Consider the following 21,916-nt stretch of genomic DNA (forward strand, 5'->3'; position numbering starts at 1 on the left):
GCAACGTGACTGCGCTGTCACCAGGGAGGCGCACACGGTGTCCGAGTACGCGGCATGTCCATCCGGCAGGTTATCCCCGTGCTCCGCAGGACCCTAAATTGCAGATCACAGGAGGGCGGTGATAACCGTCACAGATCGCCCTCCCGGCCGGGTCGCGGTGGACAGAACGGCCGGTGACAGCCCCGTACGAGGACGAGCGCGGCGCCGGGCGGTTCCCCCCTCACCTACGGTGCGAACCGAAGGGGCGGGGAACCGCCCGGCGCCGTGAACGGTCACCGATCTTTCACCGGACCCGGGGGGCCGGCTTCCGGATCAGATCCGGTAGGCCGGGTACGCCGGAGTGGTGAACGAGTCCGCCGCGTCGGTCACGAAGGCGGGCGCGACCGAGGTCAGACCGGCAGCTCCGTACGCAGCGTTCTCCGCGGCCGGACGGGCGCTGTCGTCCACCGCGCCCACCACTCCGCCGGCGAACGGCCGGGCCTGACCACCGACGCCCTGCGCCAGCGGCTGCACCTGGGCGGTGACCCCCTGCGCGAACGGGGCGACGGCGTCCTGCGTCACGCCTTGCACCGGCGGCAGTACGTCGGCGACGACACGCGCGGCGATGGGCTGGACCTCACCGGTCACGCCGTACGCCAGCGGCTGGACCTCGCCCGCCACGCCCTGCACGAACGGAGTGACGGCCTGGCCGACGAGGCCGTCGGCGAAGGGGCCGACCTCGCCGACGACGCCCTGGACGAGCGTGCCGAGGTCGCCGAGCGCCTGGCCGACGACGGGGAGCAGCACGGAAACGGCCTGTCCGACGATGGGCGGCAGCACGGCGTCGGAGGTCTGGCCGACTGCGGGACCCGCCTGGGCGGCCGCCGTCCGGGCCGTGCCGCGGGCGGTGTCCTGGGCGTCGCCGAGCACGGTGGGGGCCGTGTCCTGCGCGTAGCCCGGGATCTGCTCGATGGGCCCGAAGAGGTAGTCGATCTCGGCCTCGGGGGCCGCCGGGAGGTCGGTGCGGGTGGTGACGCGCTCGGCGGCGCCTGTGGCCTTGCCGGTCACCGAGCTCGTGGCCTTCTCCGCCGAAGACCCGGCCTGTCCGACCACCGGAGCGGTCCTGTCGGCCGCGGCGGTCTTCACTGCCTCCGTGCTGGTACCGGCGGCGTCAGCGATCCCGTCGACCGCGTCGACGGCGTCGATCCCGCTGACCGCGTCCGTCGCTTCGGCAGCGAGGTCCGGGGTGGACAGCGGTACGGAGACGGGCAGTTCGTCCGCGCTGGCCGCAGCGGTGCCGAGGGCCCACATTCCGGTGGCGGTGGCGGCGACAGCGATGGAACGGCGCATGTTCTTGTGCATGTGTGTGTCAGATCCTTCGAATTCGATCGGCGGTCCGGAACGTTCCGGACGGCGGGCAGACCTGTTCCGCCCCCGCGCGGCAGGTCGAGGCGGGGAACGGCCTGCCCTAGCCGGGGAATTCGAGGATCTGGCCCGATCGGTCGCGGACCGGGGCGGCGGTCGCCGGAAGGCCGACGCCGCGTGTGAGCCCGAAGGAGGGCCCGTGCGCAACGGGTGCGGCCTGCTGGTCGCCGCTGCGCGGGGTGTGGGTCTCGGCCGCCGGCGTACGGCCTGTGCCGCCGCAGGGGTCGACGGGCGAGCGGCCGTGACCCTGCCGGAACTCCGGCGCGGCTGCCCGGTCGGTACCGTCACCGGCTACGACCGGGCCGGCCGGCGGGGCGTAGGAGCCGCAGGAGATGGTGTCCGCCGCTGCGCGTGGTGCGGTGCCGGGGTGGGCGGAATCCGCGGAACCGTCCGAAGGGACGGCGGGCGGTGCGTCCGTGGGCCCGGGCAGCAACGGCACGAGCGGTACGGACGGTGCGGACGGCATCTGGTTCGGAAGGGGCGGGACGGGCGGGAGTGCGCCGGATACGGAGCCGAGGACGCCGGTGAGTCCTTGGACGGTGTCCTCGACAGTGTCTTGGACGGTGTCCTGGGCGGACTGCGTGACCGCGTCCCGTACGGGACGGGTGACACTGCCACGCACGGTTTCGACGGCCGCACCCCGCGCCCGCTCGGGCGCCTCGGGGTTCGTGTCCCGAACCCGCCGGGCCGCCGTGGGTGCGGACTCCTCGGCGCGCTCCGTGACCCGGTCCGCCGTCGTGTCCGCCTCCGCCGTCACCGCCGACCCCGCGTCAGGAGGCTCCGGGGCGAGGCGAGGCGTCGCGTGTGCCTCGCCGCCGAAGAGGAGGCCGAGTGCGAGCAGCGCCCCGAGGAACAGCACCACGTGCAGCGCGCGTCGGCCGCCGGTCCCGCGCGCAGGGCGCGGGCCGTCAGCCGGACGGGCAACAGCGGTGGTCATGTCGGGGTGAGCCTTCCCAGAGGGCGCGGACTGCGGAATGCAATCCTTCGCGGGCGACGGGGCGATGCTTGCACGAACCTCGGGGGGTCACGCAAGTCCCCTGTTACTGATGGGTCTCCTTGTCCGGTATGGGCAGTGGGCGCCTTTCGATCGCCGCCGCCATGATGTCCGGGAAGAGATCGGGGGTGCAGGCGAAGGCGGGCGCACCCAGTGCGGCGAGCGCGGCGGCATGCTCCCGGTCGTACGCGGGCGCCCCTTCGTCGGAGAGCGCGAGCAGCGTCACGAACTGGACACCGGACGCCTTCATCGCGGCGACGCGCTTGAGCATCTCGTCGCGGATGCCGCCCTCGTAGAGGTCGCTGATGAGGACGACGACGGTGTCGGCGGGCCGGGTGATCTTCGACTGGCAGTAGGCCAGTGCCCGGTTGATGTCCGTGCCACCGCCGAGCTGGGTGCCGAAGAGGACGTCGACCGGGTCGTCGAGCTGGTCGGTGAGGTCGACGACTGCCGTGTCGAAGACGACGAGCCGGGTGTCCAGGGTGCGCATGGAGGCGAGTACCGCCCCGAACACCGAGGCGTAGACGACGGACGCCGCCATGGAGCCCGACTGGTCGATGCAGAGGATGACGTCCTTCTTCACGGCCCGGGACGCGCGCCCGTACCCGATGAGCCGTTCCGGAATGACCGTGCCGGCGCCGTCCTTTCCGGGAATGGGCAGGTAGTTCTTGAGGTTGGCCCGGATGGTCCGGTCCCAGTCGATGTCCCGGTGACGCGGCCGGTTGATCTTCGCCGAGCGGTCCAGAGCGCCGGTCAGTGTCGCCTTGGTCCGGGTGGAGATCCGCTTCTCCAGATCGTCGACGACCTTGCGCACGACGGCTCGTGCCGTCTCCTTCGTCGTCTCGGGCATCGCCTTGTTGAGCGAAAGCAGGGTCCCGACGAGGTGGACATCGGCCTCGACGGCCTCCAGCATCTCCGACTCCAGCAGCAGCGCCGACAGCCCGAGCCTGTCGATCGCGTCACGCTGCATGACCTGGACGACGGAACTGGGAAAGTACGTACGGATGTCGCCGAGCCAGCGCGCGACGGACGGGGCCGAGGCACCGAGCCCTCCCGAGCGCTCCGAGCTCCCACGGCCGGCGGCCTTGCCCCCGCCGCCGTACAGCGCGGTCAGCGCGCCGTCCATCGCGACATCGCGGCCGGTGAGGGTGCAGCCGGTGCTCTCGGCGCTGTCGCCGCCCAGCACCATCCGCCAGCGCCGCAGCCGTTCGTCGTGGGCGGATGTCCCCGTCGTCGTCTCCCCCGCCTCCGGGCTTTCCGATTCCGTCGTCGTCGATTCCGTCGTCGTCACGGTCCGGGTGGTCATGCCGTCGCCCCCAGCGGTCGCTCGGTGTGGTCGTTGCGTGGAGCGGGCCCGGTGTCGAGGCCGAGCAGCAGGCGGAGCACCGGCACCACCGCGTCCGCCCGCGGCTCGTCGAGTCCCGGTCCGAAGCCGGACGGGGCGGCCTCCGCGCTGCCGCGGTGCGGCCCCTCGGGAACCGGGCCCCGGCGGACCAGCTCGCCCAAGGTGCGCCGTACGCCCGGCTCGTAGGCCGAGAAGGTGCGCCGCAGCAGGGGCAGCACACCGGTGAACTCCGATGCCCGCACGCCGGTCAGCCAGGTGTCGATCAGGCTCAGCAGACGCTCGTCGTGGACGAGCAGCATGCCGCCGCCCGCCGCTCCTCCGACGAATCCCTCGATCCAGGCCGCGGCGTCGGCGGGAGGGGTGCCGGGTGACAGGGCGAGGCCCATGAGCCGCGCGGCCTCGTCCTGGGTGAGCTGTCCGTCGTCGAGCAGGAGCCGGGCAGCGCGGCCTCGGATGACGCCCGCGACGGTGTCCCTGGCCGCCAGCTTGCGCAGCACGGCCGCCCAGCGCTCGCGCAGCCCGTCCGCGGCTCCCGCTCCGGCTCCGACCCCGACTCCGGCGAGCAGCCCGATGGCGGTGTGCACGCCGTCGATGCGGCGGCGCAGCTCCTCGGCTCCGTCGTTGTCGAGACCGGTGCAGGCCGGGGGCAGACCGACGCAGATCCGCTCGGCGAGCCCGACGGCGACCGCTCCGAGCGAGGCCGTGTCCGTGGCCCGCACGTCCCCGTACCGCAGTGAGCGGGCCAGGGCCGGCAGCGCCTCCGCCAGATGGCTGACGTCCGCGTCCAGGGCGGCCCGGTCGGCGAGGGCGTTCATCACGACGGGAAGCGCGTCGGCCAGCTCGGCGAGGAGGCAGCGCTCGGCGAGCGCGGTGACCTCGGCGAGCGCGGTGGCCGAAACGGCCTCCGACTCGGCCTTGGCGGTCGCGGCGGAGAGCACGGTGGTGCCCCAGACGCCGGCCTCCGCGACCCGTACGTGCAGTTCCGGTTCCCAGCGCAGCCGCCAGGTCTCCCGGAAGGTGCCCGTACTCCCCCGGCCTGCGGCGCGGTCGCCCCAGCCGACGTCGAGGAGGCGGAGCCGGTGCAGGAGTCTGCTGCGGGCCGCGTCGGTGTCCTTGCGGAGGTCGAGCTCCAACTCCCGCTCGGACGCCTCCGGTTTCAGCCGGAGGGTGCGCTGCTGCCGGTTCAGGTCGCGTTGCAGCGGGACGGCGGGGGCGCTGTCCGGCACCTCTCCGAGCGTCTCGCCGACGACGAGCCTGTCCCGGACGAGGGCCAGGGGCACATCGGAGCCCTCGCACATCACGGCCCGGATCGCGTCGGTCGTCTCGGTCAGGCCGGGAAGCGGGCGGCCCCGCACCGCCGCCAGACCTCCGGCGAGCCGGACGGCTTCGATGACATGGGCGGAGGAGATGAACCGGTCCTCGTCGCGCAGGAGTCCTGCGACCTTCGTCATCCACCGCTCGACCGGCCGGTCGGGGACGCCGAAGAGGTGCCCGTACCAGCCGGGTGAGTCGATCCCCGCGCCGTATCCGCTGCGCCGGGCGAGCCTGCGGTGGGTCCAGGGCACCCAGGTCAGCTCCGTTTTGACCTTCGGGACGCCCTTGAGGAGTGCCTTGTCGGCGGCGAGCGTGGTCTTCGCAGCGAGCGCGGGGACGTGCCAGGCGCCGCAGACCACGGCGATCTCGTCGCCGAACTCCTTCCGTGCGGCGCGCAGTTGGATGCGCATATACGCCTCGCGGACCGCGTCCCTGGGGTGGCCGCCGTCCCCGTACACCTCACGCAGGGCGGTCATGGCCTCGGCGAGGACGGCGAAGGATGCCAGCGGGTCGCCCGCACCGCCGTCGGGGGCGCGGTGCTCGACGACGTCTTCCCACCAGCGCTCCGGATCGTCGTACCCGGCGGTCTCGGCGAGCACGCCGATCGGGTCGACGGCGGGCGAGCCCGGCGGCTCCTCGGTCCCGGGCTCCGCGAGGGCCAGGGAGTGCGTGGCGGGGAGGTCGATGAAGCGTGCGGGGACCTCGTGCGCGAGGGCCCAGCGGATCGCCACCCACTCGGGCGAGAACTCGGCCATCGGCCAGAACGCGGCCCGCCCCGGATCGTCCACGGCATGGGCGAGCAGCGCGACCGGCGGCTTCATCTGCTCGTCGGCGGCGAGCGGCAGCAACGCGTCGCCCTCGGGCGGCCCTTCGATGAGGACGACCCGCGGGCGGGCGGCCTCCAGTGCGGCCAGAACCGCACGGGCGGACCCGGGACCGTGGTGACGCACCCCCAGCAGCAGCGGCCCGGCGGACGCGGTGGCCCCCGTCATGCGGAGACCTCACGGCAGGCGCGGTAGAAGTCCTTCCAGCCGTCCCGCTCACGGACGACCGTCTCCAGGTACTCCTGCCACACCACGCGGTCGGCTGCCGGGTCGCGGACGACCGCGCCGAGGATTCCGGCCGCCACGTCGCCCGGGCGCAGGATGCCGTCGCCGAAGTGCGCGGCGAGCGCGAGCCCGTTGGTGACGACGGAGATGGCCTCGGCCGTGGAGAGCGTCCCGGAGGGCGACTTGAGTTTGGTGCGGCCGTCGGTGGTGATGCCGCTGCGCAGTTCGCGGAAGACGGTGACCACGCGGCGGATCTCGGCGAGGCCGTCCGGGGCCGCCGGCAGGTCGAGCGAGCTCCCGATCTGGTCGACGCGGCGGGACACGATGTCCACCTCGTCGTCCGGGGTGGCCGGCAGCGGGAGGACGACGGTGTTGAAGCGGCGGCGCAACGCGCTGGACAGTTCGTTGACCCCGCGGTCTCGGTCGTTCGCCGTGGCGATGAGGTTGAAGCCCCGGACGGCCTGGACCTCCTGCCCCAGCTCCGGCACGGGGAGCGTCTTCTCCGACAGGATCGTGATGAGCGCGTCCTGCACATCGGCCGGGATACGGGTCAGCTCCTCGACCCGGGCGGTCATGCCTTCGGACATGGCCCGCATGACGGGACTGGGAACCAGCGCGTCACGGCTGGGCCCGTGGGCCAGCAACTGGGCGTAGTTCCAGCCGTAACGGACGGCTTCCTCCGGGGTGCCCGCCGTGCCCTGGACGAGCAGCGTCGAGTCGCCGCTCACAGCGGCGGCGAGATGCTCGGAGACCCAGGTCTTGGCGGTGCCCGGCACGCCGAGCAGCAGCAGGGCCCGGTCGGTGGCGAGCGTGGTCACGGCCACTTCGACGAGGCGGCGCGGACCCACGTACTTCGGTGTGATCACTGTTCCGTCGGCGAGGGTGCCGCCGAGCAGATAGGTCGATACCGCCCACGGCGAGAGCTTCCAACGGACGGGCCTCGGCCGGTCGTCGGCAGCGGCGAGCGCCTTCAGCTCGTCGGCGAAAGCGTCCTCGGCATGCGGTCGCAGAGCCTCGTTCGCGACGGCGGTGGTGGTTGCGGACACGGTCATGGATCCCCCTCCAGATCGTTCGGCCCGATGTGGTTCCCACCGTGCACCATGGCACTGACAATCGGCCTCCGCCGCAGGTCAGAGGCGATTGTCAGTGGTGCGCCCTACCGTCGTTCCCATGCTGCTATCTCACGGGGGAGAACCCTCGCGCACCTCTGATCCGGTGGCGCGCTGGACGGTGGAGCAGGTACAGGCCCTGGCTCCTGACGAGGCATCACGCAAGGCGGGAAACAAGCTGGGTTCGGCCGGTCCGTGGTCCGAAGTGGGCCACGAGGCCGCGGGCGCGGTATGGGGGCTGTGCAAGGGCAGCGGCAGCAAGCCGTACCGGACCGTGATCGACACGGCCGGGCCCGCGTACAAGTGCAGTTGCCCGAGCCGCAAGTTCCCCTGCAAGCACGCGCTGGGACTGCTGCTGCTCTGGGCGTCCGACGGCGCGGCCGCCCTGCAGGGCGAGGCGCCGGACTGGGCGCAGGAGTGGCTGGGCGGCCGCCGCAAACGCGCGGCGGAGCAGTCCGCCGCGGACGGGGCGCCCGCCTCCGGACCGGCCGATCCGGAGGCGGCGAGGCGTCGCGCCGAGCGGCGGGCGGCCCGGATCACCGGAGGCGCACAGGAGTTGGAGCAGCGCCTCAACGATCTGCTGCGCGGTGGGCTCGCCGCGGCCGATCAGGCGGGATACGGACAGTGGGAGGAGACGGCGGCCCGCATGGTCGACGCCCAGGCCCCGGGACTCGCCGCGCGCGTACGGGAATTGGGGGCGATACCCGCCTCCGGCTCCGGGTGGCCGGTTCGGCTGCTGGAGGAGTGCGCGCTGCTCCACCTGCTGGACACCGCCTGGCTGGGCGTCGACCGGCTGCCCGACCCGCTGGCCGCGACGATTCGTACGCGCGTGGGGCTGACGTCCGCCGCCGACGGGGCACCGGTCCGTGACCACTGGCTGGTCCTCGCGCAGTACGACACACCGGACGGCAAGATCGTCACCCGCCGCATCTGGCTGTACGGGAGGGAGTCGGGACGCACCGCGCTGCTGCTCTCCTTCGGGGCGGCGGGGCGCTCCCCCGGCCAGGCCCTGCCGGTGGGCGTGACGATCGACGCCGAGCTCACGCCGTATCCGGGCGGCGGGCAGCCACGGGCTGAGCTGGGGCGGCAGTTCGATCCGCCGGCCACGAGGGGGACACCACCGGCCGGGGGGCCGACGGCCGCAGCGCTCGCGGCGTACGGGCACGCGCTGCGGGACGATCCCTGGCTGGATTCCTGGCCGGTGACGCTGCGCGATGTCATACCCACGCCGTCCGAAGGCGGTTGGCAACTGACCGACGAGGACGGCACATCGGCCCTGCCGCTCGCACCGTCGGCACTGTCCGGACCGGGACTGTGGAAGCTCGTCGCGCTGTCGGGCGGCGGCGCCGTCACTGTCTTCGGCGAGTGCGGTCACCGCGGCTTCGCCCCGCTCGCGGCCTGGACGACGGGCGCGGGCGACGACAGCGACGGGCAGCCCGTCCCGCTCATCTGACCCATGCGGCCCTGCAACCCCTGGACCTGTGAACCGGCATATCCGGCTCCGTGGCTCCCTGAGACCTGGACGGGACCGATGACCCCACCACACACGAACACGACCACGCCGATGCCGATGCCGTGGGAGGAGCTCGTCACATCGGCGCTGCTCGGCACCGACCGCCGACCGCCGGCCCCCGGGCCCGGGGGCGCCGACGGCCCCGTCGCCCTGCTGGACGCGGTGGCGCTCCACACCGTGCGCCGCAGAGCCGGGCTGCTGCCTGCGGCGCCGGCCGAGCGGCCGGAGCCCGCGCCATCCGACCCGCGCCCGCCGCTCCCCACCGCCGCCCGGCACAGACTCGTCCAGTTGCTCGCCGACCGCGCCGCACCGTCCGGGGGCAGCGGGCGGCGCGGTACGGCTCCCGATCTCACGGAGCTCCTTCCGCAGTGGCTGGCCGCGGCCAACCAGCACGGGTTCCGGGCACCGGCGGTCGTGCTGCCGGCTCTGCTGGACGCGGCGCGTGCACGCACGGACCTGCGTGCGCACGTCCTGGGTTTCGCCGGTCCGCGCGGGCTGTGGCTCGCCCGGATGAACCCGGAGTGGAAGTTCGCGCTGCGCGGCGCCCCGGGCGGTTCGCTCCCGTCCGTCGCGACGGACCCGGACGCGGTGCGGCGCCTGTGGGAGGAGGGCCTGTTCGCCGAACGGGTCGCGCTCCTCGGAGCCGTACGGAGACGGGAGCCGGCTGCCGCGCTCGCCCTGCTCGCCACCACCTGGTCCACGGAGCGCGCCGAGGACCGGCTGATGTTCCTCGACTCGCTGCGGACCGGTCTCTCCGGCGCGGACGAGGCGTTCCTGGAGCAGGCCCTGACCGACCGCAGCCGCAACGTCCGTGCGACAGCGGCCGAGTTGCTGTCCGCGCTGCCGCATTCGGCCCTCGCCGAGCGCATGGCCGCCCGCGCCACGTCCTGCGTGAACCCCGACCGTACGGGCGAGGCCGCGTCCATCGCGGTGGAGGCCCCGCACGAATGCGACGCGTCGATGCAACGGGACGGCGTCGTGCCCGTGCCGCCGTCGGGACGCGGGGAGCGGTCCTGGTGGCTCGGCCAGCTGGTGGAGGCCACTGGGCTGACCACCTGGCGTGAGCGGTTCGGCGGGCGTTCCGCGCAGGAGATCGTCGGGCTGCCGGTCGCCGACGGCTGGACCGAGGAACTGCACGCCGCGTGGTGCCGGGCCGCGGTGCGGCAACGGGACCCGGAGTGGGCCCGCGCCCTGCTCGGCACGCCCTCGACACCCCCGGCCCACGGCCCCGGAACGGCTTCGCTGGCCGAGCGGTCGAAGCTCCTCGCCACCTTGCCGAGCGAGGAACGGGCCCTCTGGGTCGCCGACTTCATCGCCGCGCACGGATTGTCGGAGGCGTTCCAGCTGCTCGGCGTCTGTGCGGTGCCCTGGGCGGAGCCGCTCGGCCGCTCGGTGGTCGACGCCCTCGACATAGCCCGGGACGCCGGGAGTTACCCATGGAGCTTCAGCGGAGTGATGGGTCTCGCCGAACGCTGCCTGGATCCGGCCGAGGCGGACCGCCTCGAAGTCCTCACCACCACCCCGGACGAGCCGGAAGGCGCCTCACCGGGTGCGGGAGGCTACTGGTCGGAGGCGTTCCAGCGCCTGGTCTCCACATTGCGCCTGCGCTCGGCCATGGGCAGGGAGCTGACCCCAGGGGCGCCGTGAACCGGGGCGGTCGTGCCGCCCCGCGCGGCCGACGGGCCCGGTCGGTCCGTCAGCCGTGCGCGGTCGGTCAGGTACCCGCCGTCTGACGGACGTTGGCGTTCACCCAGTCGACGATCGACGTCGTCGTCGCACCCGGGGTGAAGATCTCCGCGACGCCCTGGTCCTTCAGCGGCGCGATGTCCGCCTCCGGGATGATGCCGCCGCCGAACACCTTGATGTCCTCGGCCTCGCGCTCCTTGAGCAGCTCGATCACCTTCGCGAAGAGCGTGTTGTGCGCACCGGAGAGGATCGAGAGGCCGATGGCGTCGGCATCCTCCTGGATCGCCGTGTCGACGATCTGCTCGGGCGTCTGGTGGAGGCCGGTATAGATGACCTCCATACCGGCGTCCCGCAGCGCCCGCGCGATCACCTTGGCTCCACGGTCGTGGCCGTCGAGTCCCGGCTTGGCCACCACCACACGGATCGGACCGGTCACACCCATCACTGCCTCCACATGGATCTCCCGCGCCTGAAGGGCCGGGGATGTGAACGAACGTTATCTACAGCATCCCGCAAGCCGCCGTTTCGCGGTGGACGGGGAGGGGGAAATCACACATGGGACATGTTCGCTACGCGTCGTTCCTGAACCATGTGGCCCATCCGCCGCACGGGGACGGTCGCAAAGGGAGCCGCTGCGAGGTCGCCGTACCACCGCGCCGTCAGCCGCACGGCACGGTGGTACGGCTCCACGGCCGATCACCCGACGACCGCCGCCCTCGCACCGACACCCCATGAGGGCATACGGGACCGGAGCCGCTTCCCGTAGGTCATTGCAGGAGGTCGGCCATGAAGGTCCTGTCCTTCCTTTCCCCACCACTGCGCACGCTCTCCGCCCGGCTGTCGTCGGCGCTGGTCAAAGCCACCGTGCTGGAGCTCGCGATCCTCGCCGGGCACATCCTCATCTACCCCTCAGGCATCGCCCCGGAGCGCTGGGACGCGACACCGGCACCGGACCCGGCAGCCCCTGAGCCCACCGGCACGAAGCCCACCGGACCCACCGTCCTGCTCGCCGACGGGGGAACCGACCGGCCGCCCGTCGTGCTGCTGCACGGGTTCATCGACAACCGCTCGGTGTTCGTCCTGCTGCGGCGCTCGCTCGCCCGGCACGGCTGGCGCCATCTGGAGTCCCTCAACTACTCGCCGCTGACCTGCGACATCCGCACGGCGGCGGAGCTGCTCGGCCGGCATGTCGAGGAGATCTGCACCCGCACAGGACACCGCGAGATCGACATCGTCGGACACAGCCTCGGAGGGCTGATCGCCCGCTACTACGTGCAGCGGCTCGGCGGCGACCAGCGGGTGCGCACCCTGGTCACGCTCGGCACCCCGCACAACGGCACATCCGTCGCCCCGCCGGCGAGCGCCCACCCCATCGTGCGGCAGATGCGCAGCGGCTCCGCCCTCATCGCGGAACTGCGCAGGCCCGCTCCCGGCTGCCGGACCCGGTTCGTCAACTTCTGGAGCGAACTGGACCGGGTGATGGTGCCGGTCGAGACAGCCTGCATGGACCACCCCGACCTCGACGTGCTGAACGTGCGTGTCACCGGAATCGGCCATCTCGCCCTGCCCGTGCATCCGGCGGTCGCCGCCGGCATCCGGGAGGCCCTCGAGTCCCAGGAAGCCACCACCAGCAGCTCCGGGACCGCTTCGGTGGCCTGAACAGGCCGCCGTGACGGCCTGAATCGAGAAACCCAAATAGAACGCATTTCGAACGTAGGGCCAAGCCTGCGCCTGCTGTCCGCCGAAAGACGGCCGATTGCCCGTTTCCTGAACGGCTGGAACCCGGCGAAGATTGTCGTCGTCACGTACCGCCGGGTACAGTCGCGGCCACTGCTTTCCCCTGGAGTCCCCCACGGACACCGGAACAGGTCCTGCTGCCGAGGCGAGAGAGAAGTTGGTGAACGACCAGCACCCCCACGCCGGGTACGTCGACTACGACAACAACCCCACCGGCAGCTTCGACACCGATCCGCTCTTCGGCGCTCTCCCCGGTCATCACGACGGCAGTTACAACAACAGTTACGACAGCAGTCCCACTCACGGCTACGAGGCCGGCGGCGGCTACGCGAGCGGTTACGACACCGCCCAGGGCGCCACGTACGGCTACGACAACGGCTACGCGGCCGCCGGGCAGGGCCACAGCGGCGAGTACGACTCCACTCAGTGGGACACGGGCGCGCATCAGACCGCCTCGTACGACTCGTACACCGCCCGCCCGCATGAGACGCACCAGCCGCAGCCGCCTCAGCAGCAGTACGACAGCACCGGGCAGTGGGACACCTCCGGATGGGTCCAGGCCGGTCAGGCCGAGCAGTGGGCGACGACCGACACCGGCGCCTTCCCCACCCCCACGTTCGCCGCCACGAGCTACGGGACCGGTGCATACGCCACCACCGGATTCGTGGACGCGGGTGTCGACACCGGCGCCTACGACGCCACCGCCTGGAACTCCGGCGCCACGCCCGGGCAGGCGCCGTACGAGCCCGAACAGGTGTCGTACCCCGCCTACGAACAGCAGCCGGCCGAGCAGCAGGCCACGTACGAGTCCTACGAGCCGTACGAAACAGCCGAGTTCAGCACCGCCGACGTCCACGCCACCGAGACGGACGAAGCACACGAGACCGCGGCCGAGCACGGGACCGACGAACCCGACCTCGTGACCGCCGCCTCGCACTCCTCCACCATCCCCCGCCCGGCCGGCCGCGCACCCCGCGGCGGTGCGGGCAGCCGCGGCCGACGCCGTACCCCCGCCAAGCGGTCCGCACTCCTGACCGTCGCCGTTCCCTCGGCCTGCGTCATGAGCGTCGCGGGTATCGCGGCCGCCTCGGTCAGTGGCATCACCGGCGGCGAGGAGAAGAAGGACGACACCACCTCGATGGCGGCGGCCGACCCCGGCACCGTCAAGCCGGTGGCCGCCAACAACAAGCTGGACACCCAGCTCGCCAACCTCAGCGCCGACGCCGACGACTTCGCCGACCGCGCCAGCCGCACCCAGGAGCGCATCGACCTGCGGGAACGGCAGGCCACCGAGAAGAAGAAGCGCGAGGCGGAGGCCGCACGCCGCGAGGCGCTGCGCCCCAAGTTCGCACTGCCGGTCGAGCAGCACGGTCTCAGCGCGTACTACGGCCAGGCGGGCGTCAACTGGATGTCCGTGCACACGGGCATCGACTTCCCCGTCTCGTACGGCACTCCGGTGCTGGCCGCGACCGACGGCACCGTACGCACCCAGTGGAACAGCGCCTACGGGAACATGGCCATCGTGACGGCGGCCGACGGCACCGAGACCTGGTACTGCCACCTCAGCAGCACCAAGATCCGCTCGGGCTCCGTGCAGGCGGGCGACACCATCGCGTACTCCGGGAATTCCGGGAACTCCACCGGCCCGCACCTGCACTTCGAGGTCCGGCCCGGCGGCGGCTCGGCGATCGACCCGATGCCGTGGTTCCGGAGCCGCGGCCTCAACCCGAACTGATCACCACGTACTGATCACCGCGCCGTAGATGATTGTGGCCCCGTCCTCGGAGGACGGGGCCACAATCATGTGCGACGCGGACTACAGCTTCTCGACCGGCGCGTACCGCAGCAGGAGCTTCTTCGGCCGCTCGTCCCCGAAGTCGACCGTGGCCTTCGCCTGGTCGCCGAAGCCCTCGACCGCGGTTACCGTCCCCAGACCGAACTGGTCGTGTGTGACCCGGTCCCCCACCACCAGCGTGACCACCGGCTTGTCGGCGGTGCGCCGGGTGGCGAAGCCCGAAGGCCCGGACTTGGAGCGCGAGGACGACAGCGAGGACGTGATCCCCGACGTCGGCCCTGCCGGAGCGGCCATCGGGCCCTTGCGCTTCCACTCCAGATGCTGGTCCGGGATCTCCTCCAGGAACCGCGAGGCCGGGTTGTACGAGGGCTGGCCCCACGCACTGCGCATCGCCGCCCGGGTCAGATACAGCCGCTCGCGGGCGCGGGTGATGCCGACATAGGCGAGCCGCCGCTCCTCCTCCAGCTCCTTCGCCTGTCCCAGCGCCCGCATGTGCGGAAAGACGCCGTCCTCCATGCCGGTCAGGAAGACGACCGGGAATTCCAGCCCCTTGGCCGTGTGCAGCGTCATCAGCGTGATGACGCCGGAGCCGTCCTCGTCCTCGTCCGGGATCTGGTCGGAGTCGGCGACGAGGGCCACCTTCTCCAGGAATTCGGCGAGCGTGCCCGCACCCTCCTCCTCCGCGCGCTCCTGCTCGAATTCGAGCGCGACGGCTGCCAGTTCCTGAAGGTTCTCGATGCGGGTCTCGTCCTGCGGGTCGGTCGACGCCTGGAGCTCGGCGAGATAGCCGGTGCGCTCCATGACCGCTTCCAGGACGACCGCCGGGCCCGCCCCGGACTCGACGATGGTGCGCAGCTCCTCCATCAGCGTGTTGAAGCGCTTCACGGCGTTCGACGAGCGGGCCGCCATGCCGTACGCCTCGTCGACGCGGCGCAGGGCCTGCGGGAAGGAGATCTTCTCGCGCATCGACAGGGCGTCGATCATCGCCTCGGCACGGTCACCGATGCCGCGCTTCGGCACGTTCAGAATGCGGCGCAGCGGGACGGTGTCCTCAGGGTTGGCGAGGACCCGGAGGTAGGCCAGGACGTCGCGGACCTCCTTGCGCTCGTAGAAGCGCACACCGCCGACGACCTTGTAGGGCAGGCCGACGCGGATGAAGATCTCTTCGAAGACACGGGACTGCGCGTTCGTCCGGTAGAAGACGGCGACGTCGCCCGCCTTCGCGTCGCCGGCGTCGGTGAGCCGGTCGATCTCGTCGGCGATGAACTGCGCCTCGTCGTGCTCGGTGTCCGCGACGTACCCCGTGATCCGGGCACCGGTGCCTGCGTTCGTCCAGAGGTTCTTGGGGCGGCGGCTCTCGTTGCGCTCGATGACCGCGTTGGCCGCGGACAGGATCGTCTGCGTGGAGCGGTAGTTCTGCTCCAGCATGATCGTGGTCGCGTCCGGATAGTCCTCCTCGAACTGGAGGATGTTGCGGATGGTCGCGCCCCGGAAGGCGTAGATCGACTGGTCCGCGTCACCGACGACACACAGTTCGGCGGGGGCCTCGGCCTCGCCGGACGGGCCCACCAGCTCGCGTACGAGTGTGTACTGCGCGTGGTTGGTGTCCTGGTACTCGTCGACCAGGACGTGCCGGAAGCGGCGGCGGTAGTGCTCGGCGACATCGGGGAACGCCTGGAGCAGGTGCACCGTCGTCATGATGATGTCGTCGAAGTCCAGGGCGTTGGCCTCGCGCAGCCGTGCCTGGTAGAGCGCGTACGCCTGGGCGAGCGTCTTCTCGAAGCCGTCCGCAGCCTGGCCGGCGAAGGTCTCCTCGTCGATCAGCTCGTTCTTCAGATTCGAGACCTTGGCCGTGAACGCCTTCGGCGGGTAGCGCTTCGAGTCGAGGTCCAGATCGCGGCAGACGAGCGCCATCAGCCGCTTGGAGTCCGCGGCGTCGTAGATCGAGAACGACGAGGTGAAGCCGAGCCTCTTGGACTCGCGGCGCAGGATGCGCACGCACGCGCTGTGGAAGGTCATGACCCACATGGCGTTGGCGCGCGGTCCGACGAGCTGCTCGACCCGCTCCTTCATCTCGCCCGCGGCCTTGTTGGTGAAGGTGATCGCGAGGATCTGGCCGGGGTGCACCCCGCGCTCGGCCAGCAGATGGGCGATCCGGTGGGTGAGCACCCGGGTCTTGCCCGATCCGGCACCGGCGACGATGAGCAGCGGCGAACCGGCGTGCACGACAGCGGCGCGCTGCTCGGTGTTCAGCCCGTCGAGCAGTGCGGCGGCGTCGATGACGGGACGGGGGGCTCCGTCGCGGTAATACCCCTCGCGGGGCGGCGGGGGCGCGTCGAAGACGCCCTCGAAGAGACCCTCCGGCACCGCTTCGGGTGCGTGGTCCTCGGGAGGCGGCGGGGGCCCTTCCTCCGAGTTCTGGAGGCCGGTCAGGAAACTGTCGTCAAAGAGGCTGCTCATCGCATGACGAGTCTAGGCGGCGCCACTGACACCCCGGGGCCGCATTCCGCAGGACGACTCCGGGGCATGCGCGTACGGAGACGGGCCGGCCACGCCCCGTAAGGGAAGAGAGGCCCTCACCGGCCCTGCCCTTATGAATTCCCACAAGGTCACGAACATGTATCGGGCATATCGAACATCAACCTTCACAGGGACACCACGTGTTGGCTAGCGTGCTCCGTCGGGTGGCCCGTACCCCCTTGAGGCGAACCACGCCGAGCGGGCACCCACGCCGAATCCGGGCTGCCCTGACGGGCATTCGGAACCGGGGACCCACACGCAGCACCGGGGTGAATCGGTCCACAACCCCCACACGGACCGTAGGGCAGCCTTCCGTTCCGCCCGAACCCGACAGCTAACCCGGTAGGCGGTCCACGGAAGGAGATGCCTGCCTTGGCGTCGCATCGCAAACCGCGCACCCGCATGCGCACCACCTCACCCGGCGTCGGACTCACGACAGCCGCGCTGGCCTCTGTGACTCTGCTCTCCACCCAGACCGCGACGGCCGCGCCCGCGGCGCCCCGGCCGAGCATCGAGGACGTACAGAAGAAGGTCGACGACCTCTACCGGCAGGCGGGCACCGCGACCCAGCAGTACAACAAGGCGAAGTCCGCCTCCACCGAGCAGCGCACGAAGGTCGACGGCCTCCTGGACGCCGCGGCGAAGCGGGCCGAGAAGCTGAACGAGACGCGCCGCGAGCTGGGTCATTTCGCTGCGGCGCAGTACCGGAGCGGTGCGGTCGCCCCGACGGCCACGTTCTTCCTCGCGGACGACCCGCAGTCGTACTTCGACCAGGACCAGCTGATGGCGCGGATGACCAGCCAGCAGCAGAAGACGGTCTCGGACTTCCGTACGCAGCAGAGCGAGGCGGCGAAGAAGCGCGCCGAGGCCACCAAGAGCCTGGAGACGCTCACCGAGGCGCAGACGACGCTGCGCACCAGCAAGCAGCAGGTGCAGGAGAAGCTGACCGAGGCGCGCACCCTGCTGTCCGAGCTGACCGCCGAGGAGAAGGCGCGGCTCGCGGAGCTGGAGCGCAAGAAGGAGGCCGAGGCCAGGCGCAAGGCGGAGGAGCTGGCCCGCCAGCAGGCCGCCGCCGCGGAGGCCGAGCGCCAGGCGCAGGAGGAGGCGGCGGCGAAGGAAGCCGCCGAGGACGCCGCGCAGGAGGCCGACCGGCCCGACACCGGCACGGACACCGGGACCGGCAGCGGTACGGACGCGGACAGCACCTACGCGGCGAAGGCGGACAAGGTCCTCGCGTTCGCCGCGGCCCAGATCGGCAAGCCGTACGTCTGGGGGGCGACGGGCCCCTCCTCGTACGACTGCTCGGGGCTGACGCAGGCGGCCTGGAAGGCGGCGGGTGTCGACCTGCCGCGTACCACCTGGGACCAGGTCGAGGTCGGCACCCGGGTGGCCACGGCGGATCTGAAGCCGGGCGACCTGGTGTTCTTCTACGACGACATCAGCCACGTCGGCATCTACAAAGGCGACGGCATGATGATCCACGCGCCGAAGCCGGGGGCGAACGTGCGCGAGGAATCGATCTACTACATGCCGATCTACGGAAGCGTGCGGCCGGCGTAGCGGTCCGGGAAAACGTCCTCAACCTCCCCCATAGCCTCAAGGCCATGGGGGAGGAACTCCCTCGACGGGCTTGATATGCCCGCCCGTCCGGCTGCCGGGTTCCGGCCGAGGTCGCTCAGGTCCAGAGCGTGGCGATGAAGATATTGGCGACCGTCAGACCGCCGACCGCGGCGAACTCGCCCTTGCCTGCCTTCTCCTCGTCCCGCCTGACGTAGACGAGCGCGAGGATCACGACGAGGATCAGCAGCTTGATGCCGATCTTGACGTTGTTCACGGTCTGATCGTCGGCCTGATTGAGGCCGACCAGCGCAACTCCCGTGACCAGCATGGTCAGTGCGCCGTGCAGCATGGCCGGTACGAAGCGGGCCGTGTCGGCACCCATCGCCTTCATCTGGGTCAGGAAACCGCCGAGCAGCGAGGCGATCCCGATGATGTGCAGAGCGACGAAGACATTGATCAGTACATCCATGACTCCGGAGCCTAGCGGGGCCCTTATCACCCCTCGCCGGTCAGGTAGCGCTTCCTCACGACTTCGCTCGCGCCTGTACGAATTGCCTTACTCTGGCGCTATTTTTTCGGCCACACAGAGGTAGCGAGACGTCACATCAAGGCAATAGCTGTCATGACGGCTCTTTCCCGTGTCCTGGGTTTAGCGTCCTTTCCCAGGTGACCGATTTCCACCGCCGTCCCGTACATCCCGTACGTCCCCCACGTAAGGGACGGCACCCGGTCACCTCCCGGGCCCGTCGGTAGCTCCCGACGGGCAGCCGAACAGGAAGGATGCCGCCCTCGTGGCAGCACACCGGAAAGCCGCTCACCGGAAACCCAAGCAGCGCCCGTTCACCGGCCCTGCTGCCCGCACCGCCGCGACCCTGGCCTTCGCCGGGGCCGCGACCGCCACCGCCTTCGACGGGGCGGCGCACGCCGAGCCGCAGCTCACCCCGGCCCAGGTCAGGGCCAAGATCGACCAGCTGTACCACGACGCCGAGGTCGCCACCGAGCGGTACAACGGCACGAAGGAGAAGGCGACCGCGACCGCCAGGTCCGTGGACGCGCTGCGCGACGAGGCCGCCCGCCGCACCGAACGCCTCAACGCCGCACGCCACACGCTCGGTTCGCTGGCCACCGCACAGTACCGCTCCGGTGGCCTCGACCCCGCCGTACAGCTGGCGCTCTCCTCCGACCCCGAGCAGTACCTGCAACGCGCCTCGTATCTGGACCGGGCCGGTGACCGCCAGGCCGGTCTGCTCAACGGAATCCGTCGGCAGGTCACCGACGTCGCCCAGCTCCGCGCCCGGGCCGAGGGCGAGCTCGCGACGCTCACCGCGCGCCGGGCCGAACTGACGAAGCACAAGGAGACGGTCCGCACCAAGCTGGCCGACGCAAGGCACCTCCTCGACACCCTGACCGCCGGCCAGCGCGCCGACTACGAGCGTGCGGCCGACGCGGGGCACGGCGGCGCCGCCGTCCGCGCCGACCGCAGCACCCCGCGCGGAGCGGTCAGTGCCCCCAACACCCGCGCCGCGCAGGCCGTCGACTTCGCTTACGGAGCGCTCGGCAAGCCGTACGTCTGGGGCGCCACCGGCCCCTCGTCCTTCGACTGCTCCGGCCTCACCCAGGCCGCCTGGCGCTCCTCGGGTGTCTCCCTGCCCCGCACGACGTACACCCAGATCAACGCCGGACGGCGCGTCTCCCGGTCCGAACTGGCCCCCGGCGACCTGGTGTTCTTCTACTCGGGCATCAGCCATGTCGGGCTGTACATCGGCGGCGGCCAGATGATCCACGCACCGCGCCCCGGTGCCCCCGTCCGCATCGCGCCGATCGACCAGATGCCCTTCGCGGGAGCGACCCGGGTGGCGTGAGAGGCCGCGCGGATCGGAGCAGCCGCGGATCAGACCAGCCTGCGCGCCGTCGCCCACCGGGTCAGCTCGTGCCGGTTGGACAGCTGGAGCTTCCTGAGCACCGCCGAGACATGCGACTCGACCGTCTTCACCGAGATGAAGAGCTGCTTGGCGATCTCCTTGTACGCGTACCCGCGGGCGATCAGCCGCAGCACCTCGCGCTCGCGCTGCGTCAGCCGGTCCAGGTCCTCGTCGACCGGCGGTGCGTCGGTCGACGCGAAGGCGTCCAGCACGAAGCCGGCCAGCCGGGGCGAGAACACCGCGTCGCCGTCCTGCACCCGGAAGACCGAGTCGACCAGGTCCGTACCGGTGATCGTCTTGGTGACATAGCCGCGGGCGCCGCCGCGGATGACGCCGATGACGTCCTCGGCGGCGTCCGAGACGGACAACGCCAGGAAGCGCACCGGATTCTCGGCCGCGCCCATCATCGGGGCGCAGCGGCGCAGTACCTCGACGCCACCACCGCCCGGCAGATGGACGTCGAGAAGGACGACCTCGGGGCGGGTCGCGGTGATGACCGTGACGGCCTGGTCGACGTCGGCCGCCTCGCCGACCACCTCGACGCCGGTCTCCTCGGTGCGGCCGATCTCGGCCTGGACCCCGGTACGGAACATCCGGTGGTCGTCGACGAGCACGACCCGTACCCGCCGCTCCGGGCCCCCGGTGGCTTCGGTGTTCTCGGTCATTAGCTCGCCCTCTCCATCTCCAGCTCGACTTCCGTGCCCCCACCGGGCACCGAACGCAGCCGGGCCGTACCGCCGTTGCGCTGCATCCGGCCGATGATTGATTCTCGTACGCCCATCCTGTCGCCCGGGACCGAATCCAGGTCGAATCCCGGACCCCGGTCCTTCACGGAGACGAAGACGGTGCGGCCCTCGACTTCCGCGTACACCTGGACCGCGCCGCCCTCGCCACCGTACTTGGCGGCGTTGACCATCGCCTCGCGTGCGGCCTGCATCTGGGCGGCCAGCTTCTCGTCGAGGGGGCAGTCGCCGACGACGACGACCTCCAGGGGGACGCCGTGCTTGTCCTCGACCTCGGCGGCGGCGCGCTTGACCGCTTCGGCAAGGCTCGACGGTTCGTCGTCCTCGTCCTTGCCGGTGCCCTCGGGGTTGTACAGCCAGTTGCGCAGCTCGCGCTCCTGGGCGCGGGCCAGTCTGCGGACCTCGCCGCCGTCGTCCGCGTTGCGCTGGATCAGGGTGAGCGTGTGCAGGACCGAGTCGTGCACATGCGCCGCGACCTCGGCACGCTCCTGGGCGCGGATGCGCATGAGCCGTTCCTCGGAGAGGTCCTGCGTCATGCGTACGAGATAGGGGCCGGCCAGCAGGGCGATGCCGGTGAGCACGGCGATGGCCGCGGTCAGGACGTTGCCGAGCTGCGCCGCCGAGCCGCGGACCACCATGAAGACGGCGAGGCCGAGGCCGACGAGGGCCACACCGGCGAGACCGCGGGCCAGTTGCAGCACCCGGCGGCGACGGCCGACCTCCATCCAGCGGGCGCGCCGCGCGTTGTCGGCCTGGCGCCAGACCAGTACGGAGCCGGCGCCGATCAGGAGCGTCGGCCAGATGTAGCGGTCGGCCTTGCTGCCCATGTCGACGTTGCCGACGAAGACCATGGCGCCGACGAGCAGCGCGATGAGTGCGAAGAACTGACCCTTGTCCGGCTTGCGGAGCCGGCGCCGGCCGTCCGGCGCGGTCTCGAAGACGGAGCGCGGTGCGTCCACCCCGCCGACGCCGAGCGGGACGACGATCCAGAACACGGCGTACAGCAGGGCGCCCAGGCCGTCCGCGAAGAACAGCCCGAGGAAGAGGAAGCGCACCCAGGCGACGGGCAGCCCGAGATGCCCGGCCAGCCCGCGTGCGACGCCGCCGAGCAGCCGTCCGTCGGCGCTGCGGTACAGCCTGCGTACGGGCGGCTCCTCCGGGTCGGAGGCGAGGGAGCTTGCGGCTCGGGTCGTGGCGGCTGGCATACGACGATCGTCACACGTAC

The 21,916-nt window shown here is 71.5% G+C and carries 16 protein-coding genes and 1 riboswitch; of the genes, 6 read left to right on the plus strand and 10 right to left on the minus strand.

Features of this window, described 5'->3' with window-relative positions:
* Window positions 1-312: 312 nt before the first annotated feature.
* From ACFT7S_RS25975 to ACFT7S_RS25995, 5 genes are all read right to left on the minus strand, one after another.
* On the minus strand, window positions 313-1,341 hold the full coding sequence (locus ACFT7S_RS25975; protein ID WP_382735768.1) for a hypothetical protein: 1,029 nt from the start codon (window positions 1,339-1,341) through the stop codon (window positions 313-315).
* Between the two features lie 106 nt (window positions 1,342-1,447).
* Window positions 1,448-2,341, minus strand: a complete 894-nt coding sequence (locus tag ACFT7S_RS25980; RefSeq protein WP_382735770.1) for a hypothetical protein — start codon at window positions 2,339-2,341, stop codon at window positions 1,448-1,450.
* Window positions 2,342-2,444: 103 nt separating this feature from the next.
* Complete coding sequence (locus ACFT7S_RS25985; RefSeq protein WP_382735828.1) at window positions 2,445-3,587, minus strand: VWA domain-containing protein; 1,143 nt, start codon at window positions 3,585-3,587, stop codon at window positions 2,445-2,447.
* 113 nt (window positions 3,588-3,700) lie between these two features.
* Complete coding sequence (locus tag ACFT7S_RS25990; RefSeq protein WP_382735771.1) at window positions 3,701-6,049, minus strand: DUF5682 family protein; 2,349 nt, start codon at window positions 6,047-6,049, stop codon at window positions 3,701-3,703.
* Window positions 6,046-7,158: an AAA family ATPase gene (locus ACFT7S_RS25995; protein ID WP_382735773.1), complete on the minus strand. Its 1,113-nt coding sequence runs from the start codon at window positions 7,156-7,158 to the stop codon at window positions 6,046-6,048. The genes ACFT7S_RS25990 and ACFT7S_RS25995 overlap by 4 nt, the downstream gene beginning before the upstream one ends.
* A 118-nt stretch (window positions 7,159-7,276) precedes the next feature.
* Between ACFT7S_RS25995 and ACFT7S_RS26000 the strand changes: the two genes are divergently transcribed.
* Together ACFT7S_RS26000 and ACFT7S_RS26005 are read left to right on the plus strand one after the other, a co-directional pair.
* Window positions 7,277-8,668 (plus strand): SWIM zinc finger family protein, encoded by a 1,392-nt coding sequence (locus ACFT7S_RS26000; protein ID WP_382735775.1) that lies wholly within the window; start codon window positions 7,277-7,279, stop codon window positions 8,666-8,668.
* A 78-nt stretch (window positions 8,669-8,746) separates the two neighbouring features.
* Window positions 8,747-10,375 carry a DUF5691 domain-containing protein gene (locus tag ACFT7S_RS26005; protein WP_382735777.1) on the plus strand — a complete coding sequence of 543 codons (1,629 nt, stop codon included), beginning with the start codon at window positions 8,747-8,749 and terminating at the stop codon, window positions 10,373-10,375.
* Between the two features lie 67 nt (window positions 10,376-10,442).
* On the opposite strand, the gene ACFT7S_RS26010 is transcribed toward ACFT7S_RS26005, so the two are convergent.
* Window positions 10,443-10,856 carry a cobalamin B12-binding domain-containing protein gene (locus tag ACFT7S_RS26010; RefSeq protein ID WP_382735779.1) on the minus strand — a complete coding sequence of 138 codons (414 nt, stop codon included), beginning with the start codon at window positions 10,854-10,856 and terminating at the stop codon, window positions 10,443-10,445.
* Window positions 10,857-11,200: 344 nt separating this feature from the next.
* Between ACFT7S_RS26010 and ACFT7S_RS26015 the strand changes: the two genes are divergently transcribed.
* Together ACFT7S_RS26015 and ACFT7S_RS26020 are read left to right on the plus strand one after the other, a co-directional pair.
* The gene (locus ACFT7S_RS26015) at window positions 11,201-12,073 is read left to right on the plus strand and encodes an esterase/lipase family protein (RefSeq protein ID WP_382735781.1); all 873 of its coding nucleotides are present in this window, start codon (window positions 11,201-11,203) and stop codon (window positions 12,071-12,073) included.
* Between the two features lie 238 nt (window positions 12,074-12,311).
* Complete coding sequence (locus tag ACFT7S_RS26020; protein ID WP_382735783.1) at window positions 12,312-13,886, plus strand: peptidoglycan DD-metalloendopeptidase family protein; 1,575 nt, start codon at window positions 12,312-12,314, stop codon at window positions 13,884-13,886.
* A gap of 81 nt (window positions 13,887-13,967) precedes the next feature.
* Here the strand turns inward: ACFT7S_RS26020 and pcrA are convergent, their stop codons facing one another.
* Window positions 13,968-16,406 carry a DNA helicase PcrA gene (pcrA, locus tag ACFT7S_RS26025; RefSeq protein WP_382735785.1) on the minus strand — a complete coding sequence of 813 codons (2,439 nt, stop codon included), beginning with the start codon at window positions 16,404-16,406 and terminating at the stop codon, window positions 13,968-13,970.
* Window positions 16,407-16,665: 259 nt separating this feature from the next.
* Window positions 16,666-16,831, plus strand: a riboswitch (cyclic di-AMP (ydaO/yuaA leader).
* Between pcrA and ACFT7S_RS26030 the strand changes: the two genes are divergently transcribed.
* Window positions 16,830-18,026 (plus strand): NlpC/P60 family protein, encoded by a 1,197-nt coding sequence (locus ACFT7S_RS26030; protein ID WP_382735787.1) that lies wholly within the window; start codon window positions 16,830-16,832, stop codon window positions 18,024-18,026. (Overlaps the previous riboswitch by 2 nt.)
* Window positions 18,027-18,141: 115 nt before the next feature.
* On the opposite strand, the gene ACFT7S_RS26035 is transcribed toward ACFT7S_RS26030, so the two are convergent.
* Window positions 18,142-18,495, minus strand: coding sequence for a hypothetical protein (locus ACFT7S_RS26035; RefSeq protein WP_382735789.1), 354 nt, complete (start codon window positions 18,493-18,495; stop codon window positions 18,142-18,144).
* Window positions 18,496-18,817: 322 nt separating this feature from the next.
* Between ACFT7S_RS26035 and ACFT7S_RS26040 the strand changes: the two genes are divergently transcribed.
* Window positions 18,818-19,888, plus strand: a complete 1,071-nt coding sequence (locus ACFT7S_RS26040; protein WP_382735791.1) for an NlpC/P60 family protein — start codon at window positions 18,818-18,820, stop codon at window positions 19,886-19,888.
* A 29-nt stretch (window positions 19,889-19,917) separates the two neighbouring features.
* On the opposite strand, the gene ACFT7S_RS26045 is transcribed toward ACFT7S_RS26040, so the two are convergent.
* Together ACFT7S_RS26045 and ACFT7S_RS26050 are read right to left on the minus strand one after the other, a co-directional pair.
* Window positions 19,918-20,613 carry a LuxR C-terminal-related transcriptional regulator gene (locus ACFT7S_RS26045; protein WP_382735793.1) on the minus strand — a complete coding sequence of 232 codons (696 nt, stop codon included), beginning with the start codon at window positions 20,611-20,613 and terminating at the stop codon, window positions 19,918-19,920.
* Window positions 20,613-21,896, minus strand: coding sequence for a PspC domain-containing protein (locus tag ACFT7S_RS26050; protein ID WP_382735795.1), 1,284 nt, complete (start codon window positions 21,894-21,896; stop codon window positions 20,613-20,615). Before ACFT7S_RS26050 ends, ACFT7S_RS26045 begins: the two co-directional genes overlap by 1 nt.
* Window positions 21,897-21,916 lie beyond the last annotated feature (20 nt).

The organism is Streptomyces sp. NPDC057136 (genome assembly GCF_042670885.1).
Taxonomy (GTDB): domain Bacteria; phylum Actinomycetota; class Actinomycetes; order Streptomycetales; family Streptomycetaceae; genus Streptomyces.